The 5,611-nt window shown below is 60.0% G+C and carries 11 protein-coding genes; 8 read left to right on the top strand and 3 right to left on the bottom strand.

Annotated features, from left to right (window positions below; translation table 11 throughout):
• Nucleotides 1-127: 127 nt before the first annotated feature.
• Nucleotides 128-334, top strand: coding sequence for a hypothetical protein (locus ROE7235_RS18400; RefSeq protein ID WP_121097240.1), 207 nt, complete (start codon nt 128-130; stop codon nt 332-334).
• Nucleotides 335-1,299: 965 nt separating this feature from the next.
• On the opposite strand, the gene ROE7235_RS18390 is transcribed toward ROE7235_RS18400, so the two are convergent.
• Together ROE7235_RS18390 and ROE7235_RS18385 are read right to left on the bottom strand one after the other, a co-directional pair.
• A complete protein-coding gene (locus tag ROE7235_RS18390) occupies nt 1,300-1,788 on the bottom strand; it encodes a hypothetical protein (protein WP_121097234.1) in 489 nt (162 codons plus the stop codon).
• 24 nt (nt 1,789-1,812) lie between these two features.
• Nucleotides 1,813-2,469: a S24 family peptidase gene (locus ROE7235_RS18385; protein ID WP_121097231.1), complete on the bottom strand. Its 657-nt coding sequence runs from the start codon at nt 2,467-2,469 to the stop codon at nt 1,813-1,815.
• A gap of 105 nt (nt 2,470-2,574) precedes the next feature.
• On the opposite strand from ROE7235_RS18385, the gene ROE7235_RS18380 reads away from it, so the two are divergent.
• Complete coding sequence (locus ROE7235_RS18380; RefSeq protein WP_121097228.1) at nt 2,575-2,835, top strand: hypothetical protein; 261 nt, start codon at nt 2,575-2,577, stop codon at nt 2,833-2,835.
• Nucleotides 2,836-2,939: 104 nt separating this feature from the next.
• Here ROE7235_RS18380 and ROE7235_RS18375 read toward each other — a convergent pair whose 3' ends face one another.
• Nucleotides 2,940-3,203, bottom strand: a complete 264-nt coding sequence (locus ROE7235_RS18375) for a hypothetical protein (RefSeq protein WP_121097225.1) — start codon at nt 3,201-3,203, stop codon at nt 2,940-2,942.
• A 108-nt stretch (nt 3,204-3,311) separates the two neighbouring features.
• On the opposite strand from ROE7235_RS18375, the gene ROE7235_RS18370 reads away from it, so the two are divergent.
• The 6 genes from ROE7235_RS18370 to ROE7235_RS18350 form a co-directional block, all read left to right on the top strand.
• A complete protein-coding gene (locus ROE7235_RS18370; protein ID WP_121097222.1) occupies nt 3,312-3,659 on the top strand; it encodes a hypothetical protein in 348 nt (115 codons plus the stop codon).
• A 1-nt stretch (nt 3,660) separates the two neighbouring features.
• Complete coding sequence (locus ROE7235_RS20285) at nt 3,661-3,813, top strand: hypothetical protein (protein ID WP_183073582.1); 153 nt, start codon at nt 3,661-3,663, stop codon at nt 3,811-3,813.
• Nucleotides 3,810-4,028: a hypothetical protein gene (locus ROE7235_RS18365; protein ID WP_121097219.1), complete on the top strand. Its 219-nt coding sequence runs from the start codon at nt 3,810-3,812 to the stop codon at nt 4,026-4,028. The genes ROE7235_RS20285 and ROE7235_RS18365 overlap by 4 nt, the downstream gene beginning before the upstream one ends.
• A complete protein-coding gene (locus ROE7235_RS18360) occupies nt 4,025-4,294 on the top strand; it encodes a hypothetical protein (RefSeq protein ID WP_121097216.1) in 270 nt (89 codons plus the stop codon). Before ROE7235_RS18365 ends, ROE7235_RS18360 begins: the two co-directional genes overlap by 4 nt.
• Nucleotides 4,295-4,299: 5 nt before the next feature.
• Entirely contained in the window at nt 4,300-5,241 is a 942-nt protein-coding gene (locus ROE7235_RS18355; protein ID WP_121097213.1) for a ParB N-terminal domain-containing protein, read from the top strand.
• On the top strand, nt 5,238-5,611 hold a 374-nt coding region (locus ROE7235_RS18350; RefSeq protein ID WP_281272875.1), incomplete at its 3' end, for a DNA-binding protein. The genes ROE7235_RS18355 and ROE7235_RS18350, both read left to right, overlap by 4 nt.

Here is a 5,611-nt window from a genome sequence, read left to right as displayed (position 1 = left end):
GCGCTCGACAAACGCACCCCAGACGCGGCATACTTCGAGCAAGCAGAGATACGAAAAGCGGCATGAACATAAATCTGATGCATCTTAGACAAGCCGCAAACCTGTCCTAAAAAGCAGGACCACTTCAATGCAAACCGCTGACCCACTTGCGATCTTGCGCAGCACTCAGGGGCCCGGATTGCCGGTTTTTCGCACAAGCCCCGATGACCCAGATAGTGAAAATACCTTGGCGACCGCGCTGCTGGACCTGCATCCAGACCATATCGCGCTGACAGTGTTGGACCAGTCCGGTGCGCGCCTGGCCCTGCGCGTTGATAAAGATGCAACGGCATAGCGCAGACCGGGTTCTGTGCTGACTCGTCCCGAATTCGACAAGTGTGCGTTGACAAAGATATCTGCACATACCGGAAGAGGGCGGGCAATCTAGGAAGAACGCGGATAGGGGCGCTTTTTCAGGGGGTTGTGGGGCGTCGGGCGCTTGGCGCGGCGCGTGCGCGTTGTTTGCACGAAATGCGGAAAACGGCTTCGTGGCCGTCTATCGGGCGGTGGTGGCCCGTGCTTGAATGCAGCGTTGAAGCCTTGTTTAAAAGGGGTTTTCAACAGATAGGTGCCGATGCGGACCTATTGGAACCTCGAACTGTGCTTCTAAGTTCCGACATGACTTCTAAGTTAGGGAATATGATAATCTTTTCAGTGCTTTAGAGAATTTGGAAAGTGCCGAATTGTTTGAGCGAACCTAGAACTGATTTCAGTGTTGATTTGGTCGCTTGATCTGAGCGCTTGTAAGTTGCCTAGTCCAACACAGGCACTCCATTCGGTCGCAGCCCACGAGCGGTATTTCGTGACCTTGTTCGACCGCCCTTACCAATTTATCCTTTTCAAGAGCGACGCGACAGGAGCATTCTTCCGGTCCAACCCTGAATTCCGCCCAAGGAAGCGCCCGCTTGGAGCGGTGCATCCTGTTTCTTTGAGCTGATAAATTCAGAGCGCGCTTAGCCATACTGATCGTCATTCGATGCGGGTGTTTTTTCTTCAACGCGTGCCCAGAAAGCAGCTGATCCAAGTCGCCTATCAGGTCCTCAGGCGTCAGCGCTTCAACTTTGCGCCAACGGATTGCCCACTCTATCGCGGCCATTCGCTGGCTTCTGGTGGCGTATAGATCGTTCATCAAGCCAGAAAAATGAGGAGGCCTCGGACGCCCATCGGAACCGATTTCAATCTCCGGAAGGCTCCGATCTTCTGCACTCTTCTCTTTCTTTTGCCACCCAAACATTGATGCTCCTAAATCAGTCCGACGACCTATTCAAAAGCCGAACGAATAATCGGCTCCACGCGCTCATTTTCGCCCATCGTCCCAACCTGATAAGAGTAGGCCCAATATTGACGACCCGATCTTTCAAGGCGCTCCTCGATACCTGTGTCGAAGTCAGTGCCCACCAGCCACCAGAATTGGATCCGCACCACGTTCTGGCTGTGAACAGCGGTCAGCCTTCCCCAGCCGTCGTTGGCAATAAAACAGCCCTCGCCTTGGATGCGTCGGGCGACGGCTTCAATGTCGTTCTCCACCACTGATCTTCGTCCGAAAATCAGATGGTCCGGGTTCGGGCAAAGGACGAACCCAGTGACGCCGGGTGACATGTCGCGGACGTATACCATTGGGTTTGTGTCATCGTTCCGCACAATCTCTCGGACGCCGGGAATTGCTCCGTCGACAAACTCATGTTGTGCAAGCGCGGGCACGGCCAAAAAGCCATAAATACACAAAGCCAGAATGTTCAATTTACGCATTTCAAAGACCCCTCAAATCAGAACTCAGGCCCAATTATGCCCTGACCAGACGATCTGGCCAAGGATGTGTTGGCTGACGTGGTTCATCGCGTCACCGACGCGGTGGTCAGGGGCGTGCTTTGGGTTGTCGGAGCGCAGGATCAGGGCGGTGTCGGGGATCACCTCGATCCGCTTGATGCGCAGCGCGTCACCGTCGCGGAAGGCGTAAATTTTGCCAGACCGGATACGGGTCTTGCGCTCGTCAATCATGACCAGGTCGCCGTGGTAGATGGCGGGTTCCATACTGTCGCCGCGCACGGTGATCAGGTAGCTGTCGCCGGGGCTGATGCCCTGGCTGGCCAACCAGCGTTTCGAGAATGCCAGGTGATCGACCGGGTCGCCCTCGGGGTTGATCATGCCGTCCCCCGCCGCCGCTGACACATCGAAGCGCCGGATCGTGTCGAATTCTGCCCCATTGATCAGGGTGGTCGGCACGGGTGAACGGGGCGCTCCCACATAAAACTCTAGGCCGAGCGCTTTGGCGATTTCGGCCGCTTTTTCAACATTTGGAATGGCTCTTTTACTGTCTGTGCGCACAACGCCGCGAATATAGCCTTGCGGAAAGCCCGCGCGGACTTCGGCCTGATTTACGTTCAACTCGAGCTGTTCCAGCCGGTGGATGATTTCAGCAGCAAAGTCCATGAGCCCCCCAGCTCTACTGTTTGGGATATTGCCCTACTTTTTCCTTGTTGACAATTGGGCAAAAGCCTAAGTATAAGTTTAGGCAATAGCCCAATAGGTGAAAGAATGCAGGCAACCCAGTTATTGAAGCTCGCGGAAACCTTGGCCGCCCATACTGACAAGAAGGTCACCACGCTCGGTGTCTACTCGGTCAACGATGGGAAGTTCTTTGAGCGCATTAAAAGGGGCGGCGGTTGCACGCTAAAAACCGCTTCTCGGGTCACAGAGTGGTTCGCCGAGAACTGGCCAGATGACCTGACATGGCCCAGCGATATCCCCCGCCCCGAGGCGGCATCCAAATCCAAAACATCAAGGAGGGTCGCGTGATGGACGACGCGCAAGACGACAAACCGCTGCTGTTTCCCCGCCGCGCGTGGGACGAGCTTGACGGGGAGACGAAAGCGTGCCTGCGCGCGCTTGATGATGAGATGTCAGCGGCGCTTGTCGAGAAACGCCACCTCCGCCGCCTGGAACGCGCGCATGAGGTTCTGGAGATCGCCGAGTTGATCCGGGACCACGGCGTGCCTGTAGCTGGCGATCCTGCCCGCGATGACCTCGCGCAGCGCATTGCGCGCGTCCTCTTCGGATAGTTCCATGAGTGTGATCATCACAAATTCTTGCAGAAGCGCCAGCCTGTCCGTGAGCATGCGGTTATCGGCTTCGAGCTGGGCGACGCGCTCGGAAAGATCGTTCATTAGGTTCCTCCATCGGTTTGTTGGCACGGTCGATGGTAGGGAGCGCCCGGCGCGGGAGGAAGAGAAAACCACCCCGCGCCGGGATCGCGATCCGAAGGGCGGTGCGTGATGGGCCGCGCGAAGCCCGCGTTGGGCTATCCAAGCCGATTGGCCGCGTGCCGTGCGCTACAGGCGCAAGGCCTGTCGACGAAGCAGATTGCGGCTGAGTTCGCCCGTGCGGGCGAGGCGATCAGCGAGAGTAACGTGAACACGACGCTGTGCAACGGTCGCCGCCGCGAATTCGGGACATTCGAGATGGGCCTGCGCCACTTCGACCAACTGCTACCCCATGCCCATGCGCGCGGTGTTGCGCCGCGCGAGTTGGCGACGCGCTTGCTGGCCACGGTGATCGAGGCTGGTCTGATCGATGCGGTGCTTGATGACCGAGACGAGATTTCACCCGAGAAGGAGGTTTGACATGGGGCAGTATTCGCGCCCGCCACGCGCGCGTGGCCGCTTGATCCGGGGCATGGCCCGCCTGAACGACCATTGGGTCGGTGACGTGATCGGGGCGGTTTGTCTTGGTCTGACAATCGTTCTGGGCGTGATCGCTGCGGGGGTGCTGTCATGAGCGCGGGTCCGGCAGTCGCCCCCGCCGTGAGCGTTGAAGAACGGTTTGCGCGGGTGCGCGAAACGATCAGTTTTCTGCGGCGTCCGGGTGTTTCTGGCTTGGGCGTGGCGGTTCTGCGCAATCGTCTGGTTGATGACCTGACCGAGCTTGAGGAACTGGGCGCGCTGGAGCATTGCGCCGAGATGCTGGCCATCACCTATGGGGGGCGGGCATGACACGCGATTACAGAGTGGCAAAGACACGCGGCGCGTTCGTGGTGATCAATTCGGATGGCGAGCGGGTCAGCCCGTTCTGGGCAAATGAACTGTCGGCAGAGCGCGAGCGCAAACGCCTGCAGGACGCACTGGATGCGCGCAAGCGTGCGGAGTTCCGTGCCTGCCTGTGCTGCGCAGCGACCTTCTGGAGCCACGGCATCCACAACCGGCTGTGCGACGGGTGCCGTGGGCACGCGAACCGGCTTGGCCGGGATATGGCGGGGTGACGGTTATGGCAGAGAAAAAAGCCCCCCGCCTGATGCAGATCGACCGTGTTGCGGTCGCCGAGATTGAGATTTCGAACCGGCTGCGCCCGGTGTCGGAAGCTGGTGTCGAGAGCATCATGGCGTCCATTGAAGAGACCGGCGTGATGAAAGACGCGGTGCACCTGCGCCAGAAAAAGGGCGGCAAGCTCGTATTGATCGCGGGCGGGCACCGTCTGGAAGCCGCAAAGCGCCTTGGTTGGTCTGAGATCGAGGCCAAGGTCTGGGCCGATGTGACCGACGATTGGGCGCGGTTGATGGAGATCGACGACAATATCGCCGGTGCGGAATTGTCGCCCTTGGACACGGCGGTGTTCCTGGCCGCGCGCAAGCGGATTTATGAAAAGCTGCACCCGGAGACCCGCCATGCTGTCGGTTCTGCACTCGCGGCTAAACGGTGGGATGCGGCGGAACTCGGTTCCGTCGCATTCGCCACGGCCACTGCCGAAAAGTTCGGAATGACCGACCGGCAGGTGCGCAAGATCGTGGCCGCTGGCGGCTGCCTTGATCCGCGCGATATCATGATGCTGCGCCAAGCGCCCAAGGCTGTCACCCTGAAAGACTTGACCGAGATCGCCAAGATCAGCGAGACGGTCGAGCGCTATGACGTGGTTGCGGCGCTGTCCGAAGGCCGCGCGAAATCGGTGGCAGATGCACGCCGCCAGCGCAACGCGGCGAGCGGCGACACCCCGGTTGAAGACCCCGTTGAAACAGCCTTCAAAGGGCTCGATAAAGCATGGGCGCGCGCGCCGATGGCCGCGAAAAAGCGGTTCCTGTTCGAGCGTGCCAGCGAGGTCTGGGAGGCGCAGAACAAGGGTGCGGCGCTGAATAAGCATGCCGAGGCTGACCGCGACACGCCCGCGCCTGAGAGTGCTGCGCCCGCCTTCACGTCACGCCGGGGGGCCGCATGACCGAGCTTGCCCCCGATCAGGTCTGGTGGACCGCGCAAGAGCTTGCGGATGCGGGCCTGCCTGACATGGCCGGAACCCGGCAGAATGTCGAGGCGTGGGTCAAGCGCATCAACCTGCGCGCCCATCCCAGCTATGCGCGCAAGCGGGCCGGTCGCGGGGGCGGCTGGGAATACCATTGGAAGGCACTGCCTGCGCGGGCGCAGCGCGCGCTCTTGGCCAAGGCCAGCGCGCCCGAGCCCACCACGCCCGCTGTGGACCGCGACACGGCATGGGCGTGGTTCGAGGGGTTGCCAGAGGCCGCGCAGGACAAGGCTCGCGTCCGGTTGCGGATCATCCAGTCAGTAGACGCGCTGGAGGATCAGTTGGGGCG

The organism is Roseinatronobacter ekhonensis, assembly GCF_900499075.1.
GTDB lineage: Bacteria > Pseudomonadota > Alphaproteobacteria > Rhodobacterales > Rhodobacteraceae > Roseinatronobacter > Roseinatronobacter ekhonensis.
Note: the sequence above shows the minus strand (reverse complement) of the source record. Positions and strands in the feature narration are given on the sequence as shown.